Origin of the sequence: Caldalkalibacillus mannanilyticus JCM 10596 (assembly GCF_000615945.1) — a bacterium.
GTDB lineage: Bacteria > Bacillota > Bacilli > Caldalkalibacillales > JCM-10596 > Bacillus_AT > Bacillus_AT mannanilyticus.
Map to the genome: position 1 here is coordinate 1 of NZ_BAMO01000056.1, position 17,762 is coordinate 17,762.

18 protein-coding genes, 1 pseudogene and 1 riboswitch are annotated in these 17,762 nt (G+C 40.8%); of the genes and pseudogenes, 1 reads left to right on the forward strand and 18 read right to left on the reverse strand.

Annotated elements, in window-relative coordinates:
• Positions 1 to 222 (reverse strand): annotated as a pseudogene (locus tag JCM10596_RS26925) (IS21 family transposase); the annotation flags it as partial.
• Between the two features lie 315 nt (positions 223 to 537).
• On the opposite strand from JCM10596_RS26925, the gene JCM10596_RS21290 reads away from it, so the two are divergent.
• Positions 538 to 948 (forward strand): hypothetical protein, encoded by a 411-nt coding sequence (locus tag JCM10596_RS21290; protein WP_025028837.1) that lies wholly within the window; start codon positions 538 to 540, stop codon positions 946 to 948.
• 6 nt (positions 949 to 954) lie between these two features.
• Here the strand turns inward: JCM10596_RS21290 and JCM10596_RS21295 are convergent, their stop codons facing one another.
• From JCM10596_RS21295 to JCM10596_RS26930, 17 genes are all read right to left on the reverse strand, one after another.
• Positions 955 to 1,353, reverse strand: a complete 399-nt coding sequence (locus tag JCM10596_RS21295; protein WP_025028838.1) for a hypothetical protein — start codon at positions 1,351 to 1,353, stop codon at positions 955 to 957.
• 88 nt (positions 1,354 to 1,441) lie between these two features.
• Positions 1,442 to 2,389, reverse strand: coding sequence for a hypothetical protein (locus tag JCM10596_RS21300; RefSeq protein ID WP_025028839.1), 948 nt, complete (start codon positions 2,387 to 2,389; stop codon positions 1,442 to 1,444).
• A gap of 363 nt (positions 2,390 to 2,752) precedes the next feature.
• The gene (locus JCM10596_RS21305) at positions 2,753 to 2,956 is read right to left on the reverse strand and encodes a transposase (protein WP_025028840.1); all 204 of its coding nucleotides are present in this window, start codon (positions 2,954 to 2,956) and stop codon (positions 2,753 to 2,755) included.
• 177 nt (positions 2,957 to 3,133) lie between these two features.
• Positions 3,134 to 3,289: a hypothetical protein gene (locus JCM10596_RS29660; protein WP_159102386.1), complete on the reverse strand. Its 156-nt coding sequence runs from the start codon at positions 3,287 to 3,289 to the stop codon at positions 3,134 to 3,136.
• Positions 3,290 to 3,663: 374 nt separating this feature from the next.
• A complete protein-coding gene (gene purD / locus JCM10596_RS21315) occupies positions 3,664 to 4,941 on the reverse strand; it encodes a phosphoribosylamine--glycine ligase (protein WP_025028841.1) in 1,278 nt (425 codons plus the stop codon).
• 38 nt (positions 4,942 to 4,979) lie between these two features.
• A complete protein-coding gene (gene purH, locus JCM10596_RS21320) occupies positions 4,980 to 6,527 on the reverse strand; it encodes a bifunctional phosphoribosylaminoimidazolecarboxamide formyltransferase/IMP cyclohydrolase (protein WP_034682002.1) in 1,548 nt (515 codons plus the stop codon).
• Positions 6,500 to 7,123 carry a phosphoribosylglycinamide formyltransferase gene (purN, locus tag JCM10596_RS21325; protein WP_025028843.1) on the reverse strand — a complete coding sequence of 208 codons (624 nt, stop codon included), beginning with the start codon at positions 7,121 to 7,123 and terminating at the stop codon, positions 6,500 to 6,502. Before purN ends, purH begins: the two co-directional genes overlap by 28 nt.
• Positions 7,120 to 8,157: a phosphoribosylformylglycinamidine cyclo-ligase gene (gene purM / locus JCM10596_RS21330; protein WP_025028844.1), complete on the reverse strand. Its 1,038-nt coding sequence runs from the start codon at positions 8,155 to 8,157 to the stop codon at positions 7,120 to 7,122. The genes purN and purM overlap by 4 nt, the downstream gene beginning before the upstream one ends.
• Before the next feature lie 18 nt (positions 8,158 to 8,175).
• On the reverse strand, positions 8,176 to 9,576 hold the full coding sequence (gene purF, locus JCM10596_RS21335) for an amidophosphoribosyltransferase (protein WP_025028845.1): 1,401 nt from the start codon (positions 9,574 to 9,576) through the stop codon (positions 8,176 to 8,178).
• Positions 9,576 to 11,813 (reverse strand): phosphoribosylformylglycinamidine synthase subunit PurL, encoded by a 2,238-nt coding sequence (gene purL / locus JCM10596_RS21340; protein ID WP_025028846.1) that lies wholly within the window; start codon positions 11,811 to 11,813, stop codon positions 9,576 to 9,578. The genes purF and purL overlap by 1 nt, the downstream gene beginning before the upstream one ends.
• Positions 11,800 to 12,486 carry a phosphoribosylformylglycinamidine synthase subunit PurQ gene (purQ, locus tag JCM10596_RS21345; protein ID WP_025028847.1) on the reverse strand — a complete coding sequence of 229 codons (687 nt, stop codon included), beginning with the start codon at positions 12,484 to 12,486 and terminating at the stop codon, positions 11,800 to 11,802. Before purQ ends, purL begins: the two co-directional genes overlap by 14 nt.
• A 2-nt stretch (positions 12,487 to 12,488) precedes the next feature.
• Positions 12,489 to 12,737: a phosphoribosylformylglycinamidine synthase subunit PurS gene (gene purS / locus JCM10596_RS21350; RefSeq protein ID WP_025028848.1), complete on the reverse strand. Its 249-nt coding sequence runs from the start codon at positions 12,735 to 12,737 to the stop codon at positions 12,489 to 12,491.
• Positions 12,730 to 13,449, reverse strand: a complete 720-nt coding sequence (purC, locus tag JCM10596_RS21355; RefSeq protein ID WP_025028849.1) for a phosphoribosylaminoimidazolesuccinocarboxamide synthase — start codon at positions 13,447 to 13,449, stop codon at positions 12,730 to 12,732. Before purC ends, purS begins: the two co-directional genes overlap by 8 nt.
• 112 nt (positions 13,450 to 13,561) lie before the next feature.
• Entirely contained in the window at positions 13,562 to 14,860 is a 1,299-nt protein-coding gene (gene purB / locus JCM10596_RS21360) for an adenylosuccinate lyase (RefSeq protein ID WP_025028850.1), read from the reverse strand.
• Entirely contained in the window at positions 14,857 to 16,047 is a 1,191-nt protein-coding gene (gene purK / locus JCM10596_RS21365; protein WP_051541410.1) for a 5-(carboxyamino)imidazole ribonucleotide synthase, read from the reverse strand. Before purK ends, purB begins: the two co-directional genes overlap by 4 nt.
• Positions 16,044 to 16,538: a 5-(carboxyamino)imidazole ribonucleotide mutase gene (gene purE / locus JCM10596_RS21370; RefSeq protein ID WP_025028852.1), complete on the reverse strand. Its 495-nt coding sequence runs from the start codon at positions 16,536 to 16,538 to the stop codon at positions 16,044 to 16,046. The genes purK and purE overlap by 4 nt, the downstream gene beginning before the upstream one ends.
• Before the next feature lie 197 nt (positions 16,539 to 16,735).
• Positions 16,736 to 16,836: riboswitch (purine riboswitch) on the reverse strand.
• A 129-nt stretch (positions 16,837 to 16,965) separates the two neighbouring features.
• Positions 16,966 to 17,565 carry a DUF2179 domain-containing protein gene (locus tag JCM10596_RS26930; protein WP_081792140.1) on the reverse strand — a complete coding sequence of 200 codons (600 nt, stop codon included), beginning with the start codon at positions 17,563 to 17,565 and terminating at the stop codon, positions 16,966 to 16,968.
• Between the last annotated feature and the right edge of the window lie 197 nt (positions 17,566 to 17,762).

Sequence of the window (17,762 nt, forward strand, 5' to 3'; positions counted from 1 at the left end):
TTTCCTATCTTCTGCTAACCAATCTGAAATGATTTCGCCCCATTTTTCCTCATACAACATCCCCTTCTTCTTATTGTTTTTTTCCTTAGGTAAGTGATCTTGGTCTGCATACTTCTTAGCAGTTCTCCAATTAATTCCTAGTGTTTTTTCTATTTTTGTTATCAATAGACCTTTGTTATTACGTAAGTGTTTGATACAATAAATATCAGACATTGCTAGCATTCCTTTCAGCCTCCACTATGATTGATTCGACACCAATAACAGTAGAGGGACTTGGGGTGGCTGGCAAGTCTTTTTTTATATTAAGTAAAGTGCAGGACTCTGCATTTTTCCTTTGCAAAGCTCTGCACTTCTATTTTGCAATAAACAACTATTCCTTTTTCAAATTTGCTAATCAATTGTAAACGCTAGAATAAAGTTAACAGTTTTCGCTTGATAAGGTGAAACAATTATTTCCCAAATATACCAGTAAAGAATAATACATACCCACTGTAAAATGAGTAATAGCTTCATAAATTACAGTGGGGGTTAGAAAAGGTGGATAAGCGGAAAATTTACATGGATATACAACAATTATTAAAGCATGGCTTTAGTCAAACGAAAGGGGCGGAGAAGTTAGGAGTTTCTAGAACAACGGTTTCTAGAACAACGGTTTATAGACATCTGAAGAAATCACCTTCGGAGATGGCTGAATGGGTAGATTCACTGAGGTATAAAAAGAAAAAGCTAGATCCACATAAGGAACTGATATTATCTTGGCTAAGAATAAATCCTGATATGTCAGCTACACAAGTGGAAGATTGGCTAAAAGAGAAATACGGTGGATTAGAGTTTGGAGAAAGTACAGTTAGAGCCTATGTGAAGGTACTTCGTGAGGAATACAAAATCAAAAAGGAAACATCTCCTAGAATGTATAAGGCAATTCCTGATCCTCCAATGGGGGAATAGTTAAAGTTAACTACTTATATCTTGTGTAATGTTACGTTTAATTTTGTTGCATAGAATCGCATATAACAAACTAATCGTAAGATACAATAAGAATAATAATATTTTAGTATCTAAAGATATCGCTTCAATAAAAGTGAAGGAAAATATAAATGGAATAATTAATAACATTAGTAAAATAACCTTTGTTTTTTGGTAAGGTACGTATGAAAAAATTAAATGAGGCACTACACCAAAAAGAAGAAAGAAATAACTTGGATAAAAGATAAATATTGAATAAACTGTAGAGAATATAGGAAACTCAGGATCGTGTACAATATGTGGTAATGTATAAATAATCGAATATATTGCCAGTAAGGTAGGGGCAATTAGAAGCAACAAATAAGATATTTTTAAAGTTTTTTTCATACTACACCTCCTTCCATACTAGAATAATTGTTACATTATACTAGTATGGGCTAATATTATCAATTAATATAATACAATTAAATGAGTCTTAGTAAGTGTACCACTCACTTCTCCAAACATGTCTATAATGACTATCGGTTACAGAAGATTCACTGAGAATTAGTTCTTCATGAATCCTTGCAGTGTTAAAGTCGACGATATAAGAATTTGAAGTTTTTCCAGCGTAAGCTCTTCCCCAACAATTGTTGTGCAAATCCATTATTTCTGCAACCGTAAAGATACTTTTAAAGAAATTATAACTTTTCTTACTTTCAGTGATTAATTCTGCTTTAAATTCAGGAATATAGGTATTAGTTTCAGCTAAAGCTAAAGCTGCCGCCCCAACATTAGTGCGCCCTTGTCTTTTATGGTAATCATACCTATTATTGTAGTAATTATTTACTCCATTGCTCATAACCGAACCCCATTCATGATTAATGGTCGCAGTCCGAGTCTTAGTTACACCTACATTTGAGTTGTTAGTGGAAATATGGTTCCAAGAAAAGTGCCTTGCAGCGTCCCTAAGTTGCACTTGATCATTTTTTGGATAAGTTTTCAAAGCCCACTCTCTGGCTGTTGAAGCATCATTAAATATCCTCGTTTGATCTAGTGCAGTTAAGCCTTCCTTATCATTCAAAATCCCCTCGATGATATAGCGGTCATATTTTTCAAGGGAATTGGGTGTAAGAGATGAGTCGTACTCTCTTACATCACTTTTAATAATTATTGAATCTATCGTTTCGTATAATTCTAATGATTTTTTGTAGTCTTCTTCAGTCATTTTGGGTAGAACATTTCTATTAAAATCACTTTCAAACTCTTTTATTCTTTTCTCAATATCTTCTGCTGATAATTCAGTGGTATCAATGGAGTTAGTGTTGACAATTTCAAATTCCTCTGAGTAGATTTGAGTTTCATTGTTTGCTAGGATACTGGGTGAAAAAATACTACTAACTAGTAGGACTACTAATGAACACAATAAAAATTTTTTATCCATATAAAATCTCCTTAATTTCAATTATTTTGAAGCGCTTCACAAATATACTATCACCAAAAAATAGTAAATGTAAATATATAGAATTGAAGTTATTTTATTTAAACAATTCAAAAGATTCTCTATTTTATATGGGAATATGAAATTTATAGAGCCAATAACACTCTACCATCTTGGTTTGAAACCACCTCAAGATATCTCCTTGATGTTTCTGAAACGATTGGGCAATTTCAACAAGCTTTGAGTGAATCGCCCATGAATGCCATTCACTAAGGTATAAATCAGCATAAATAGCTAGTAAGTCCAAAAATCTTGAAATGAAAGTTTGAGTCTAATAGGCTCTTGCTGTTTTTAAATCTGTATCCTTTAATTTAATCCATTTTGACGTTGACTTTCTGTAAGATTCTGTTCATTTTTCAACCATACGTAACGAGTTTTTTTGAGAATATTCGTTTCTTTTTGCTCTTCACGACGAACTTGATCAACGGACTGATTTACCATTTTCATCACGTGAAATTTATCAAAAGTGATGTGAGCTTTGGGGAAGTGCTCTTCTATTCCCTCGATCATGTAAGCCCTCCAGATAGGTGTGACCAACTCACCTGAACAGTACGGTTTTTGTTGCATTGTTTGCACTTTTTTTCTTGGCGATCGAGCATGCATAATTGTCTTGTATTCACAAAAGTCTAGGTGTCTCCAGGTACGAGATTCATCGAAAATATCATGGTGCTTTTGTTTCGCTGTTCCTCAGTTTGAACACATAAACTTGGCATCACGTGGAGAATCTAAGAAAATATGGTGCTCTTCACTCTCAAGATCAAGTTCATGATAACTTACAAACCATGGGCGTTCAATGTTTAATGCTTCTTGAAATACGTTTAATTCACTTTGAAAGTCTTTCATCTAACCATACCTCCCTCAATAAAGTATGTTCATAGTTTTATTATCAGTATGGTCAGTCTATTAAGTTGAAAAACCAATATTATTTAGCGAGGAAGCACTATTTCTTAAGTAATTCATTGGCGATATCAAATCTTAAAGAACATGTGGGTGATGAAATGAAATCATATCGATGATATTATTTTGAATATGCTAGGGAGTTTCATTGGGTACGGCGGTTATGTGTTACTCGAAAAAATAATAAAAATGAATCCTGCCTTCCTACATCAAAAAAGAGATGATTACTATTAACGAAGAAAAACAAAAAATTCCCCGACTTGGTGTTAGGGAATTTTTTGTTTCGCAAACTACACTAGATCATTAAGTTTTACGTTCAACTATACTCTATTCTTCAATGCCTTCGCCCCAATATCCCGACGATAATGCATCCCCTCAAAATGAATTCCATCGATCACTTCATAGGCTTTGTCCCTTGCAGCACTTAATTCTTTCGCTACAGCGGTTACTGCCATGACTCGTCCACCAGAGGTCACCAACTGCCCTGCTTGCTCCTTGGTTCCAGCATGAAAGACAACGACATCATTATGGTTCAGCCATTGCTCGGTTCCTTGAATGGCTCTTCCTTTTGGATACGCTTCAGGATAGCCTTCTGAAGCAAGGACCACAGTCACCGCCGCTTCCTCTGACCACTCCACCTTAAGCTGGTCTAAGCGATGATCAATCGTTGCTTCAACAATATCAACTAAGTCTGTCTTTAATCTTGGTAAAACAACCTCGGTTTCAGGGTCACCAAATCGAGCATTAAACTCTATCACCTGTGGACCCTTGGCTGTCATCATCAGTCCAGCGTACAAAATTCCCGTGAAGGGGCGACCTTCCTGAATCATCGCCTTTGCCGTAGGAATGAGGATGGTTTGTACTGCTTCCTCTACCTGTGCAGCACTCATCTGTGGTACAGGAGAATAAGCGCCCATTCCTCCTGTATTAGGACCTTTATCTCCGTCGAATACAGGTTTATGATCCTGAGCAGGAACCATTGGAACCACAGTATCTCCATCGACAAAAGCCATTAGGGAAAGCTCTTCTCCTGCCAAAAATTCTTCGATGACCACACGATGACCTGCTTCACCAAATTTAGCTTCCGCCATCATCTCGTGTACAGCTTGTCTTGCTTGCTCCATCGTTTCAGCCACGACAACGCCTTTTCCAGCGGCAAGTCCATCTGCCTTAATGACAATCGGGGCTGTCTGTGAATCCAAATAAGCAAGAGCCTCCTCTGCTGATGTGAACACCTCATAAGCACCTGTAGGGATGTTATATTTCTTCATCAGATCCTTAGCAAATGACTTACTGCCCTCGATAATTGCCGCTTCTTGCTTCGGTCCAAAAATACGTAAGCCCGCCTCTTGAAACTGATCAACAATTCCTTCTAATAACGGGTTTTCAGGACCTACAAAGGTGAAATCGATCTGTTTCTCCAAGGCAAAGGCAATCAGTTCTGCAATTTGTGTTTCCTGTAGTGGCACGATTTCAGCCACCGTACCAATCCCACCATTACCGGGGGCACAATAGACCTTATCCACTCGAGGGCTCTGTTTAAATTTCCAAGCTAGGGTATGTTCACGTCCACCTTGACCAATTACTAATATCTTCACTATTCCGACCTCCTGACTCAGCCACACTTCCAAAAATTCTAATGTTTAAAATGTCTTACTCCTGTAAATACCATCGCGATGCCATGCTTATTTGCTTCAGCAATTGATTCTGCGTCTTTGATGGAGCCTCCAGGTTGAATAATCGCCGTAACCCCTGCTTGCGCCGCTGCTTCTACAGTATCTGGCATTGGGAAGAAGGCATCAGATGCCAATACAGCCCCCTTGCTCTTTTCTCCTGCCTGCTCAATCGCAATCTTAGCTGCCCCCACACGATTCATCTGTCCTGCTCCAACTCCCACTGTTTGTGAATCTTTAGCTAGGACGATGGCATTTGATTTGACGTGCTTTACGACTTTCCACGAAAACAATAATTGCTCCAGCTCTTCGGCTGATGGCTCACGATCGGTGACGATTTGCAGCTCATCCTTAGCAATCGCCTTAATGTCTTGATCTTGCACAAGTAATCCACCATTAATCGATTGATAACGGGAATGAACCGTTGTAAATGGTTTGACTTCTCCCACTTTAATCAGACGAATATTTTTCTTCTGTGTTAACACAGCCAATGCTTCCTCCGTAAAATCAGGAGCCATAATAATCTCTAGAAAGATTTCACTCATTTTTAACGCCGTCGCTTGATCAATAACTTGGTTTGCAGCAATAATGCCGCCAAAGATGGACACAGGGTCCGCACTGTAGGCTTTGTCATAGGCTTCCTCTATTGTGGAGCCAATGCCTACACCACAAGGATTCATGTGCTTGACCGCTACCACAGCCGGCTCTGTATATTCCTTAACAATTGCCAGCGCAGCATCGGCATCATTAATGTTATTGTATGATAGCTCTTTTCCATGTAATTGCTCCGCCCCAGCCAAGCTTCCCGGAACATCTAAAGGATAGCGATAAAATGCCGCTTGTTGATGTGGGTTTTCCCCATAGCGTAAATCCTGTACCTTTTCAAAGGTGATGGTTAGTTTTTCAGGGGACGTTTCTCCTACCTGCTCCGATAAATATTGAGCGATCAGGCTATCATAGGCGGCAGTATGACGAAACACTTTCGCTGCTAATTGGCGGCGGGTTTCCTCATTGACTTCTCCCTCTGCCTCGATTTGCTCCAATACTCGAGCATAGTCAGCTTGATCGACAAGGACGGTGAGATAGGCATGATTTTTCGCTGCTGCACGAAGCATAGAAGGACCACCAATATCGATATTTTCAATCGCATCGGCAAAGGTCACATCTGGTTTGGCGATCGTCTGAGCAAAAGGATACAGATTGACGACCACTAGATCAATCGGCTCAATACCATGCTCCTGCAATTGCTCTTGATGGCTTTTCTCATCTCGAACAGCCAACAGTCCACTGTGAATACGAGGATGCAGGGTTTTCACACGCCCACCTAGAATCTCAGGAAAGTCAGTCACTTCTGAGATCCCAATCACCTGAATTCCTGCTTCTTGAAGAAGCTTCTTCGTTCCTCCTGTAGAGATGATCTCCACTCCCGCTCGAACCAATCCTTGGGCAAATTCCACTAGTCCTGTTTTGTCAGAAACACTAATTAAAGCTCGTTTGATTTTTGTACCCATTTTACTTTTCTCTCCTCCATAACGATCTCTCCTGTTACACATTGCAGAATGGTAGCAGGGTAATGTTGGTGTTCTAGCTTTTGGATTTTTTGCGCTAAGCTCGTTTTTGTTTCATGTAGATCGATCGTGACCGTATCCTGTAAAACAATCGGCCCCGTATCCATTCCTTCATCCACAAAATGTATGGTGATTCCTGTTACTTTGACACCGTACTCCAGGGCTTGACCCAGCGCATCTTTTCCTGGAAAAGCAGGTAATAAGGAAGGATGAATATTTAAGATTCGTCCCATATACGCTTGTAACAAGGTTGATCCTAAGAGGCGCATATACCCAGCTAACACGATAAAGTCAATATTCGCTTTCTCCAGCTCTTTCAAAATCACCGTTTCAAATGCTTCTTTACTCTCATATTCCTTAGCAGAAATGACAAAAGTGGGTGTTGCCCACTTTTGTGCTCGTTCAATCACATAAGCTTGGGGTTTGTCGCACACAAGAAGAGACACCTCTACCTGCTGTGAGTCTAACGAATGAAAAGCCTCTATAATCGCTTCATAGTTAGAACCACTCCCCGAAGCAAAGACCGCTATTTTCTTCACAGAGTGACACCTCCGAGGCGCACTTCTTTGGACCCCTCACATACTCGACCAATGAGATACGCCGCTTCACCCAGTGAATCTAAGAATTGAATGATATCAATCGCTTCTTCATTTTTCACTGCCATTACAAGTCCAATGCCCATATTGAAGGTACTAAACATATCCTGCTGAGAGATTGAGCCTTTTTCTTGGATCGTGTTAAAAATGGAAGGAATAGGCCATGATCCTACATCCACTTCGGCATCACATTGTTCAGGAAGCATCCTTGGAATATTCTCATAGAAGCCTCCTCCTGTAATATGTGCCATTCCTTTCACCGTAAATCTCTCTAGCAGTTCCAAAACAGGCTTGACATAGATTCGGGTAGGAGTCAGTAATACTTCCCCTAGGCTCTTATCCTCCTCCATTACGGAGTGCAGATCTAGCCCCTCCTGCTCAAGTAATACACGGCGTACAAGAGAGAAACCATTACTATGAATCCCACTTGAAGGTAAACCGATCAATAGATCGCCAGGAGAAATGGTGGAGCCGTCTATAATTTTATCCTTGTCTACAATCCCTACACTAAATCCTGCAATATCATATTCCCCTTCGGAATAGAAGCCAGGCATTTCAGCTGTTTCTCCACCAATAAGCGCACAGCCGGCTTGTTCACATCCATCCGAAATCCCTTTTACTATTGCCTCAATTTGTTCTGGAAAGACCTTGCCACAGGCTAAGTAATCCAAGAAATACAAGGGCTCTGCACCTTGAACAACAATATCATTAACACACATCGCAACAGCATCAATGCCGATCGTATCATGGCGATCTAGGGCAAAAGCGAGCTTCAATTTCGTTCCCACTCCATCTGTCCCAGACACGAGAACAGGCTGTTTATACTTGTGGATAGGAAGTTCAAATAAGGCTCCAAAGCCACCTAAGCCCGTTAACACTTCAGGTCTCATCGTACGCTGAACATGCTTTTTCATTCTTTCTACAGCTTCATAACCAGCATGAATATCTACGCCCGCTTGTTTATAAGCTTCACTCATTCTCCTTCACTCCTCAGCTTATTTTTCGTTACAGTTCACTGTATCTTCGTATATTTCTGTAGGGTATTTTCCAGTGAAACAAGCTAAACAATGTCCTTGATTCGGGGCATCGTCTTCTCTACCGATAGCCTCTACCATTCCTTCTACACTTAAGAAGTAGAGTGAATCTGCACCAATAAATTCGCGCATCTCCTCAACTGATTTTTTGGCTGCAATTAATTCTTCACGTGTGGAGGTATCAATGCCATAAAAGCAGGGGTTCATAACTGGAGGCGAACTGATTAAGACATGCACTTCTTTGGCTCCTGCTTCACGCAACATCGTTACAATGCGTCCGCTTGTCGTTCCACGTACGATAGAGTCATCAATCATGACCACCCTTTTTCCTTCGACTACTTTGCGCACGGCACTTAGCTTCATACGTACCCCTTTGGCACGCAATTCTTGATTCGGTTGAATAAACGTTCTACCCACATAACGGTTCTTGATTAAACCTAGCTCATAAGGAATGCCTGATGCTTCAGCATAGCCAATCGCCGCAGAGATACTTGAATCGGGAACACCTGTAATGACATCCGCTTCTATAAGAATTTCTCTCGCTAGCTTCTTTCCTAGCTCTTTTCGACTCTGATGCACATTAATTCCATCAATATTGCTGTCAGGTCTAGCAAAATAAATATATTCAAAGCTACAAATTGAACGCTGTGTTTGCTGAGAAAAACGCATGGAACGCATTCCATTCTCGTCGATGATGACCATTTCACCTGGCTCTACTTCACGCTCATATTCTGCTCCTACTACATCAAAAGCACAGGTTTCTGAAGAAAAGAAATAGCCGTCTCCCATTTTCGCCATGGATAGAGGGCGTAAACCGTTAGGATCTAGGGCAGCAATCATTTTTTTCTCTGTCATGATCAGTAAGGCATAGGCTCCTTTAATCATGCTTAAAGCTTCTTTTACCGCATCCTCCAGCTCTTCATAGCCAGAACGAGCGATCAAGTGGGCAATAACCTCAGTATCACTGGTCGTTTGAAAAATAGAGCCTTGTCTTTCTAAATGACGCTTAATCTGTGCTGCATTCACAAGGTTGCCATTATGAGCTAAGGCTAAAGTGCCTAGTTTATATTTAAAAATCAAAGGCTGTGCATTCTCCAGCTTACTTTCCCCAGCCGTTGTATAACGAACATGACCGATGGAACGGTTGCCATGCAGCTTTTCTAAAGCATCATTAGCGAAAGCCTCCGTCACCAGACCCATTCCTTTGTGATGAGAAAATTTCTCTCCATCCGATGCAACGATCCCTGCACTTTCTTGACCGCGATGCTGAAGGGCGTGGATTCCATAATAGGTTAAGCTTGGAGCATGGGGATGATTATACACCCCAAAGACTCCACACTCTTCATTCAATTTGTCTAGCATTAAGTCGTCATGATACACGGGATCGCATCCTTCCATGCGGTTTGTAATGAAGAAACGTCTGTGGAAACCTGCTGTTGACCATTGATTTCAATCGTGAATTCAAGAGAGTCCTGCACTTTCCCAATAATCTGAGCCTTTATTCCGTTCTTTTCCGCTAGATTTAGTACATCGTTAAGCTTGCTTTCATGTAAACTCACTACAATTCTGGATTGTGATTCTGAAAATAGAAGCTCAGCTGCCTCTAGAGAAGTGGTTAGCTTGGCTTGTAAACCTTTTTGACCCGATATGGCTGATTCCGCCAAGGATACGCCAAGTCCCCCTTCTGCTACATCATGAGCAGAAGAAAGCAAGCCTTGTTGAATAGCCGTTAAAACCGTTTCATGTAATGCTTTTTCTACATCCATATCAATTTCAGGAGGACGTCCAGAAACCTGACCCTCTACAAGCTTTTGCAGCTCGCTTCCGCCAAACTCTGCCTTTGTTTCACCTAATAAAACAACAACATCACCGGCATGTTTGAAACTTTGAGTAGTAATATGGTCAATATCCTCAATCAGTCCAACCATCCCTACGGTTGGCGTAGGGAAGATGGCTACACCGCTTCTTTCGTTATATAAGCTCACATTCCCTCCAATAACGGGAGTGTCGAAATGACGACATGCAGCAGCCATTCCATCAACAGACTTCTCAATCTGCCAGAAAATCTCTGGATTCTCTGGATTCCCAAAGTTTAAGTTGTCCGTAATAGCAAGCGGCTTTGCCCCAGAACAAATAATATTTCGAGCCGCTTCGGCTACAGCGATTTTTCCGCCCACTTCGGGATCAAGATAGATATAGCGCGAATTACAGTCCGTAGTCATAGCTAGGGCTTTTCTCGTATCACGAATACGAACCACAGCCGCATCTGATCCTGGACAAACAGCTGTATTCGTCCGAACCATATAATCATATTGGTGATAAACCCACTCTTTGCTGGCAATGGTTGGAGTTTGTAGTAAGTCATGAAGAGTCTTAGTGGCATCCTCTATGTGAATAGATGCCGCCTGCTTCTTCTGGTTCTCCTCGTAATATGCTGGAACCTTGGAAGGCTTGTGGTAGACTGGAGCATCTTCTGCTAAGCTGTCTACAGGAACCTCAGCCACCACTTCACCATGATGGAGGAGACGAAGCTTCCCGTCATCTGTTACTCGACCAATGGTTGCCGATAACAAGCCCCACTTCTCGAAGATCGCTTCAACTTCCTTCTCACGCCCTTTTTCCACCACGACGAGCATTCTCTCTTGTGATTCAGAAAGCATCATTTCATAAGCAGACATGCCTTTTTCACGTTGCGGGACTAAATCAAGATTTAATTCCACTCCATTGCCTGCTTTACTAGCCATTTCAGCACTTGAAGAGGTCAGTCCTGCTGCCCCCATATCTTGAATTCCTTGCACCGCACCTGTTTCAATCAGCTCCAAACAAGCTTCAAGTAAGAGCTTCTCCATAAAAGGGTCGCCCACTTGTACCGCAGGACGTTTCGCATCTGAATCCTCACTTAGCTCTTCAGAGGCGAAGGTCGCTCCATGAATTCCATCGCGTCCCGTACTAGCTCCCACGTACATCACAGGGTTGCCGATTCCTTTTGCCACCCCTTTTTGGATTTTGTCATGATCAATAAGACCCACACACATCGCATTGACAAGAGGATTGCCCTCATAGCAATCGTCAAAATAAATCTCTCCCCCTACTGTAGGGATTCCAATACAGTTTCCATAGCCGGCGATCCCTGCTACTACATTTTCAAAGAGGTATTTCACTCGTGGAGTTTTTAACTCACCAAAACGGAGAGAATTTAGAAGAGCAATCGGTCTAGCTCCCATGGAAAAAACATCTCGAATAATTCCCCCTACTCCAGTAGCAGCTCCTTGATAAGGCTCGATGGCTGATGGATGATTATGTGATTCAATCTTGAACACGACGGCTTGTCCATCACCAATATCGACAATTCCAGCCCCTTCTCCCGGTCCTTGTAAAACCTGTGGTCCAGAGACAGGAAATTTTCTTAATACAGGCTTCGAGTTTTTGTAGCTACAGTGCTCCGACCACATTACACTGAACAATCCAGTTTCCGTGTAGTTTGGCAGCCTGCCTAGAATGTTTTTGACCATTCCAAACTCTTCATCTGTTAGTCCCATTTCTGCATAGATACGTTGTTCTTCGATTTGTGCCGGTGTAGGCTCTTTATACTGTGACATGTTTTTGTTTCTCCCTCCAAGTTGAAAGAATCGATGTAAATAAGCGTCTTCCATCTGCTGAACCTAGAAGCTCTTCCATAGCTCTTTCTGGATGTGGCATCATCCCTAATACGTTTCCTTGCTTGTTCATGATTCCAGCAATGTCAATGATGGAGCCATTCGGATTTTTTTTATATCTAAAGACGATCTGCTGATTCGCTTCTAATTCTTTAAGCGTTTCTTCATCACAATAATAATTTCCTTCACCATGAGCGATAGGGATATTGATGATTTCTCCCTGTTCATAATCTTTAGAAAAAGCCGTCTGGTTGTTCAAAACCTCTAGTGGGGATTGGAAGCAATGGAACTTAAGAGATTGATTTTTTCTCATCGCCCCAGGCAATAGACCCGCTTCTAATAAGATCTGGAATCCATTACACACACCTAAGATTAATTTTCCTTGCTCTGCCGCCTTCTTTACTTCTGCCATTACAGGGGAATAGCCGGCAATGGCTCCTGAACGAAGGTAGTCACCGTAAGAGAAGCCCCCAGGTAGGAGAATCGCATCATATTGTGAGAGATCCGTTTCATGATGCCAGACATAGTCTACTTCTTCTCCTAATCCGTCTTTGATTGCATGATACATATCTACATCACAGTTTGAACCAGGAAAAACTAACACTGCAAATTTCATTCTTATCCCCTCACAATATCGAATTTGTAGTCTTCAATAACGGTATTTGCTAGCAGTTTCTCACACATTTCAGTAACGCGTTCCTTCGCCATCGCTTCATCTGCCGCATCAATTTCAAGCTCCATGTATTTACCAATACGCACATCTCTTACTTCATCAAAATTTAATGCTTTTAAGGAATCCTTTACTGCTGCTCCTTGTGGATCTAATACACTTTCTCTTAGTGTGACAAATACCGTTACTTTATACATGTTTATTTCCTCCTACACGGTTTAAAATTTCTTGATATGCTTCCTCTACTCCGCCTAAGTCACGGCGAAAACGATCTTTATCCAGCTTTTGCTTCGTTTCTGCATCCCAAAAACGACAGGTATCCGGTGAAATCTCATCAGCTAGAATGACCTCGCCTGCTGGTGTCACTCCAAATTCTAATTTAAAATCAACAAGAATGGTTTTTCTTTCTAGCATATAGGCTTTTAAAATGTCATTGACCTTAAGAGCAATGGATTTAATGGTGGCTAGCTGCTCTACACTCGCCAACTCCAATAATGCGATATGATCATCATTAATAATGGGATCGCCTAGCGCATCGTCCTTGTAATAATATTCAACAACGGTCCTAGTTAGCTCCGTTCCTTCTTCCATGCCCAAGCGCTTCGCTAAGCTCCCCGCAGCAATATTTCGAACGACAACCTCAATCGGGATGATCGTTACTTTTTTGACAATCTGCTCTGTAGCAGAAAGCTGCTCAACAAAGTGATTATCTACCCCATTCTCCTTCAGCAAGTTGAAAAATAGAGTTGTAATTTGGTTATTTAATGACCCTTTTTGAGCAATCTGAGCTTTCTTTTCCCCATTAAACGCTGTAGCATCATCCTTATATTCTACCCAATACAGATTAGGATCTGAGGTAGCATAAATCTTTTTCGCTTTTCCTTCGTACAACTGCTCTAGTTTTTCCATCTTACTGGCCCCCAAAAGTATAGTCATATCACGTACTTCCTTCTTGATTCGTGCCTAATGCTTTTTAAACTTTGCTTAAAACGGCTACTCTCTATTTTTCAATACCGGCACGTTATTCTTTGATACCCACACGATCAAAAATGGTATCTACGTTTCTCATATGATGATTGTAATCAAAGCACTCATCCAGCTCTTCTTTCGTTAACGTTGCTTTGATCTTTTCTTCGTTTTCAATAAGCTCTCTGAATTGCACTTGATTCTCCCAGGCTTCCATTGCCTTGGACTGAACCAGGTCATACGCTTCTTCACGTTTTAAGCCTTTATCAATTAAGGTGAGTAATACTCTTTGTGAATAGATTAAGCCGAATGTCCTCGTCATATTTCGCTTCATATTCTCAGGAAATACGGTTAGGTTTTTCACAATATTCCCAAAACGATTTAGCATATAGTTAAGCAGGATCGTCGCATCTGGAATAATGACTCGCTCTGCGGAGGAATGAGAAATATCTCTTTCATGCCATAATGCTACATTTTCATAAGCGGTTACCATATGTCCTCGAATGACTCTCGCCAGACCTGTCATGTTTTCTGAACCAATTGGATTCCGTTTATGTGGCATAGCAGAGGAACCTTTTTGTCCCTTGCCAAAGGCTTCTTCTACCTCACGAGTTTCACTCTTTTGTAGCCCTCGTATTTCTGTCGCCATTTTTTCAATCGAAGTGGCAATTAAGGCGATTGTGCTCATGTACTGAGCGTGACGATCTCTTTGTAGTGTTTGAGTGGAGATAGGAGCTGGCTTAATTCCTAATTTCTCGCAGACATACTCTTCAATAAAGGGATCGATATTAGCAAATGTACCAACAGCACCAGACATTTTTCCATAGCCCACTGCTTCAGTAGCTGCCTCAAATCTCTCTAGATTTCGCTTCATTTCTGCATACCACAGAGCTAGCTTCAAGCCAAATGTAGTTGGTTCTGCATGAACCCCATGTGTCCGTCCCATCATAACTGTGTACTTATGCTCAATGGCTTTTTGACGTAAAATTTCTATAAAGTTCTTTATATCCTGAAGTAGGATTTCATTCGCTTGCTTCATCAGATATCCTAACGCTGTGTCCACTACATCCGTTGACGTAAGTCCATAATGAACCCACTTAGATTCAGAGCCTAATGTTTCAGCTACAGCTCTGGTAAAAGCAACCACATCATGACGAGTTTCCAATTCAATTTCGTTGATACGCTCAATGTTAATTTTGGCGTTTTCTCGTATTTTCTGAACATCTTCTTTGGGAATATGTCCTAGCTCTGCCCACGCTTCACAAGCAAGAACCTCAACCTCTAACCACGCCTTAAATTTATTTTCTTCCGTCCATATTTGTTGCATTTCGGGTCTTGAATAACGTTCGATCATGATTTAGTATCCTCCATATTCCAAATGTGTAATGCATCTATTTTCTTTAAAGCTTCTTCCACACTCTCTGCCATTACATTGAGATGGCCCATTTTCCTATTTTTCTGCGCCTCTTTTTTGCCATAGAGATGAACTTTACAGGTTGGGTCAAGCTGACTCATTTGTTGCAGGACGGGTTCAAGGTGTTGTCCTAAGATATTAACCATCACGGTAGGTTGAAGCAACTCAACATCTCCTAACGGTAAATTACAGACGGCTCTTATATGTTGCTCAAACTGGGAGGTCCTACAGCCCTGCTGGGTATAGTGACCTGAATTATGAGGTCTAGGAGCCATTTCATTGACATAAATTTGACCATCCTCTAGCAAGAACATTTCTATTGCTAACAGTCCTACTAGGTGAAACGACTGAGCAAGCTGAATGGCTAATTGATTTGCTTTCTGTTCCACATCCAGATCAATTCTGGCAGGGACAATAGAAAGGTGTAGTATGTTATCTTGATGAATATTTTCAGAAACAGGGAAAGCTTTAACCTCACCTCCCGCATTTCTTGCCACAATAACCGAGATTTCTTTGGCAAATGGAACCCATTTTTCCAGAATCCATTCAGTATTTCCACTCTGAACTAGGGCCTGTCCCTCCTTGAGGTCCTCTTCTTGGCGCAGGACCAGTTGTCCTTTTCCATCATAGCCTCCCTCGGTGGTTTTTAATACCGCTGGATAGCCAAACTGCTTCACTCCTTGGACCAAATCATCTGGACTTAGAATGGGCAGATAAGGAGCAACTTTTCCACCAGCTTCTTCTATAGCCCTTTTCTCTCTTAACCGGTTTTGTGTCTTGTACAAGAGATCATATCCTTGAGGAAGAAAGCTTTCTGCCTCTAAATGGGCAGCAATATTGGCTCCTATATTTTCAAATTCATAGGTGATTACATCGACTTGCTGCGCTAATTGTTTGGCTCCTTCAAGATCATTATATTCTGCAAGAATCTGAGCATCGGCTACATGAGAGCAAGGACAATCCTCTGTAGGGTCCAAGGTAATAATCCTATAACCCAGCTCCCTTGCCTTGAGCGCCATCATTCTTCCTAGCTGTCCTCCACCTAAAATCCCTATCGTAGAGGGAGGTAAAATAGTTGAGATGTCTATTTTCGAATAAGCCTCTGTCTGATTGAGTTGGTTCGTCATGTAGTTTCAAGATTAGATTCATCGACAACTTTTTGACGAATCTTTTCTCTTCTCTCCTTTAGCCTATTTTGAATGTCAGGGTATTTAATTCCTAAAATTTCTGCTGTCATCAATCCTGCATTAATCGCCCCAGCTTTGCCAATAGACATTGTTGCTACGGGAACTCCTCCAGGCATTTGTACGATTGACAACAATGAATCAATCCCATTCAGTGTAGATGATTTAACGGGGACACCAATGACAGGCAGAACCGTCTTCGCAGCAACCATACCTGGTAGGTGGGCTGCTCCACCAGCTCCCGCAATAATGACCTCAATGCCTCTTTCTAAAGCACCTTCAGCATAGAGAAACATTTCATCAGGTGTTCGATGTGCCGATACTACTTTTTTTTCATATGTAATCTCTAGATCCTCCAAAATGGTACAGGCCTCTTTCATGGTTTCCCAATCAGATGTACTTCCCATAATAACCCCAACTAATGCTTTACTCATATTCATCCCCCTTTGTGAGATATTCTAACAAAATAAATACAAAAAAAGCCAAGCAGGTAGAGTTGTTCCCATCAAATAGAGAAAACCTACCCGCCTGGGCTTTTATCCCTTCGGTGTCATATGCTCGTTAAAGCATACTTGGAACGCTCGGACCATTATGGACACATTCAGCAACACTGAATATCCAGAATGGAAACCCTAGATCCACTTTTCCCCGTAGTCCAAAGATTTAAGGTCTTTAGGTAGAAACGAAAGGCCATATTCCCTTTTTTATACGAGGTTATTTAATTTTTGAAAAATGTTCATTCCGTTTTTCACTGATTCGTCTATAGTGTAACAGAAGAAAGCAAAAACCGTCAATATTTTTACGAACATTATTCAAAAGTAGATACCAAACATTCGTTTTTAAAATATTTAGTTTTTTCTCTTATTTTTGTTTTTGATCTTTGTTGTTGGTCACTCCTGGTAAATGATCCTCATTGACAATATTTACTTGATCACCTAGCTCCTTAGCATGCTTTTTCAAACCTTTAACCCAGAAACCACCGTGAAAATGCTTGGGTTCATGTGAGATAATAAACGCCTTAGGGTCATAAGCAATGATTTCTTGATATAAATCCTGTTGTGCTTTTCTTCTTGTTAGAATTTCCATCATTAATCGTTCGCCATCTCTTCCTTCACCAATCCATGAGGTTACCCCATAACCTAGTTCACGCAGTTTATCTGGTAAGGGTTGGTCGTACCTATTCGTGATTACCTTTACTGTGATGTATCCTAAAGCTAGCCATTCCTCTATTTTTGTACCGGCTAATACTCCTAAGCCATATCCCACTGCATAAGCAATTAAGTTCTGAATTTCGTTTAGATTATCTAATACTAAGCCCAGTCCAATGATATAAATAATGACTTCAATTGAACTTAAGGCCGCTGCGAGATATTTCTGACCTTTTAAAGTTAATATCATCCTAATCGTAAAAAAAGATACATAAACAATATTGATCGCCAAAATAATAAAAATGGTATACATGTGTGATACAACCTCCTCATGAATCCAATGGAATAAGGGTGGTTGCTTATTCAACAACCACCCTCTTTTTATTTCACTAGTGTAACATACCTTGATTTAGGATTTCGACTATTTTTATGAAACAAATCCTTTATTGTTACTTCAGGAAAATAAAAAAGCTTTACACTCTATATAGAAATAGAATGTAAAGCTTTTTT

What these genes read in the sequence shown, in the direction of transcription:
- purF (WP_025028845.1), bottom strand. Translation starts at nt 9,576, where the DNA reads ATGCTAGACAAATTGAATGAAGAGTGTGGAGTCTTTGGGGTGTATAAT.
- purK (WP_051541410.1), bottom strand. Translation starts at nt 16,047, where the DNA reads ATGACGAACCAACTCAATCAGACAGAGGCTTATTCGAAAATAGACATC.
- JCM10596_RS21295 (WP_025028838.1), bottom strand. Translation starts at nt 1,353, where the DNA reads ATGAAAAAAACTTTAAAAATATCTTATTTGTTGCTTCTAATTGCCCCT.
- purQ (WP_025028847.1), bottom strand. Translation starts at nt 12,486, where the DNA reads ATGAAATTTGCAGTGTTAGTTTTTCCTGGTTCAAACTGTGATGTAGAT.
- purM (WP_025028844.1), bottom strand. Translation starts at nt 8,157, where the DNA reads ATGAGTGAAGCTTATAAACAAGCGGGCGTAGATATTCATGCTGGTTAT.
- JCM10596_RS21300 (WP_025028839.1), bottom strand. Translation starts at nt 2,389, where the DNA reads ATGGATAAAAAATTTTTATTGTGTTCATTAGTAGTCCTACTAGTTAGT.
- purS (WP_025028848.1), bottom strand. Translation starts at nt 12,737, where the DNA reads ATGTATAAAGTAACGGTATTTGTCACACTAAGAGAAAGTGTATTAGAT.
- purL (WP_025028846.1), bottom strand. Translation starts at nt 11,813, where the DNA reads ATGTCACAGTATAAAGAGCCTACACCGGCACAAATCGAAGAACAACGT.
- purC (WP_025028849.1), bottom strand. Translation starts at nt 13,449, where the DNA reads ATGGAAAAACTAGAGCAGTTGTACGAAGGAAAAGCGAAAAAGATTTAT.
- purH (WP_034682002.1), bottom strand. Translation starts at nt 6,527, where the DNA reads ATGGGTACAAAAATCAAACGAGCTTTAATTAGTGTTTCTGACAAAACA.
- JCM10596_RS26930 (WP_081792140.1), bottom strand. Translation starts at nt 17,565, where the DNA reads ATGTATACCATTTTTATTATTTTGGCGATCAATATTGTTTATGTATCT.
- JCM10596_RS21305 (WP_025028840.1), bottom strand. Translation starts at nt 2,956, where the DNA reads ATGATCGAGGGAATAGAAGAGCACTTCCCCAAAGCTCACATCACTTTT.
- purB (WP_025028850.1), bottom strand. Translation starts at nt 14,860, where the DNA reads ATGATCGAACGTTATTCAAGACCCGAAATGCAACAAATATGGACGGAA.
- purE (WP_025028852.1), bottom strand. Translation starts at nt 16,538, where the DNA reads ATGAGTAAAGCATTAGTTGGGGTTATTATGGGAAGTACATCTGATTGG.
- JCM10596_RS29660 (WP_159102386.1), bottom strand. Translation starts at nt 3,289, where the DNA reads ATGAAAGACTTTCAAAGTGAATTAAACGTATTTCAAGAAGCATTAAAC.